Source organism: Prevotella pallens ATCC 700821 (assembly GCF_000220255.1).
GTDB classification, from domain to species: Bacteria; Bacteroidota; Bacteroidia; order Bacteroidales; family Bacteroidaceae; genus Prevotella; species Prevotella pallens.
The window spans coordinates 1-1842 of sequence record NZ_GL982519.1; the positions used below are offsets into that span (position 1 = coordinate 1).

Annotated in this window: 1 protein-coding gene and 1 pseudogene; both read right to left on the bottom strand. The window is 38.3% G+C overall.

What is annotated here, in order from left to right; all coding sequences use genetic code 11:
* A pseudogene (locus HMPREF9144_RS12420) lies at window positions 1–397 on the bottom strand (GLPGLI family protein); the annotation flags it as partial.
* Window positions 398–411: 14 nt separating this feature from the next.
* Window positions 412–1842: porin family protein (locus HMPREF9144_RS13600; RefSeq protein WP_006046493.1), on the bottom strand; the 1431-nt coding region annotated here is incomplete at its 5' end.

The following is a 1842-nucleotide window of genomic DNA, read 5'->3' on the forward strand; positions in this document are numbered from 1 at the left end:
GTTGGAAATTCAACACACCAGTTTGTAGTGGCATACGATATTTAATGTCTGCCTTTTTGCCACCTTCAACGATTAATTCTATTGGCCATGGATTTCCTTGAATGTTGCTTCGTGTCACAGCTCCATGCCTGGAGGCTTCTGTGCAGAGTGAATCGAAATGGAATATGATGTCGCTAAAATCTCTTACATAACGTTTCCCTATATATACATTGCGCACGTCGCTGAGATAATTTTTGTCGGCGGGATGATTTTTATATTTCAAATTATATGTAACCTTGTATCGTGCCGTGTCAATAGCACTCTTCTTTTGAAGGTTTTGCGGAAACGGAGCTGTTATCTGTGCATGAACTGTAAATGACATGAACATATAAACAACGATAATAAAGAGCTTTTTCATATCTTGAAAGGTTTTTATATTATTCTAAATCTAACTTTCAGCAATATGGAGCGAGGACGGATATTATAAACAGAGCGAGTTTCGGTGAGAGCCGACTTATTCGAATACGAATATATTTTAAGATTAAGCAAATTATCGCAAGAGAGTGCAAAGCTAAAACGTTTGATGGTGTAATTTGCTTCTGCGTTCAGCAAGAGAAATGACTTGTCCCCACTGTTGAAGTTGTTATAATAATGATTGAGAGAGGTTAAGAACATTATTCCAGCAGGCAGAGTGAAATTCAAAGAAGCACTGTTGTTTACTGTACGCAACCAGGGCAAGCGTTGTCCTTCATTTTGTTGTGTCTTCATCTGATAATACCCACCTCGATAAGAAACAGAGAGCCATTTGAATGGAGCAATAGTGATGTCCATATTTGCAGCTATAGCCCTGCCTGTATATCGAAGCACCACATCTTGTAACAGCAACGGATTGTCGTAATAAGAATAAGATAATGATGCACCGACTTTTAATTGTTTCCAATCGAACCCTTGACTTCCGTGGAGTTTTGCCGTAAAAGTGTTGGCTTTTTCTTTGGTGTGCCGGCTGATTGTGCGCATGGAAATATCATCATAGTAAGAGCCATAAAGCACTTCAGGTTTCTGATGATACCATAACAAATCAATTCCCGCAAAAGTCATCGTAAGGATATTCTTGAATGAATAGCCCAAAGAAGAAGATTGACTAAGCCCCTCAAACAATCCTGTAACGTCGTATGCAGAGAGCTGTCGATAGGAGGTAAGGATATTGTTTGTGTACAAATTCTCAATAATCGGAGTAGAATATGAAATATTGGAGTTCAAATTTAATTGATGATTACTATTGATATTATAAGTAAGGGAAATATTGGGTTCTACACGTAATCCGGATTTCTTTGTCGTTTGACCTTTCACTATATCTTCCAGTTGGAAATACTTGTATCGTATGGGCATATTGAAAGAGACATACAACTTCTCTCTATTATATGTAGCTCTTGCTCCAAATCCTGCATTGATGAAATTGAACTTCAAATCATTTCTGAAATTTGCCAGTGAGCTGCTCAATGTGTTATGTTGGTAATCTATAGTGGCAGAAGGATGTATGTTTACCTCGCCTATTCTCCATGCCGAAAGCAAACAAAAGTTGTTTTCTGTGGAAAAATGATGAATGTCTACTTGCTGGTCCAACACTCCGATTGGAATAACTTCAGAAAATAGATTTGGAGAAACCGCAAGAGAATGAGGACGCTTTTCAAGGTTGATGAGAGAGAGAAATTCATAACCCTTATATTCTGAACTACGATTAGTGAGATGAAATTTATTGAGCAGACGATACGAATCAACCATGCCCAACTGGTCAATGGGTTTATCCCCTGCCACTATTCGACTATTGGCATGAGTTCTGTCCCAATCAAATTTCACCTGCTC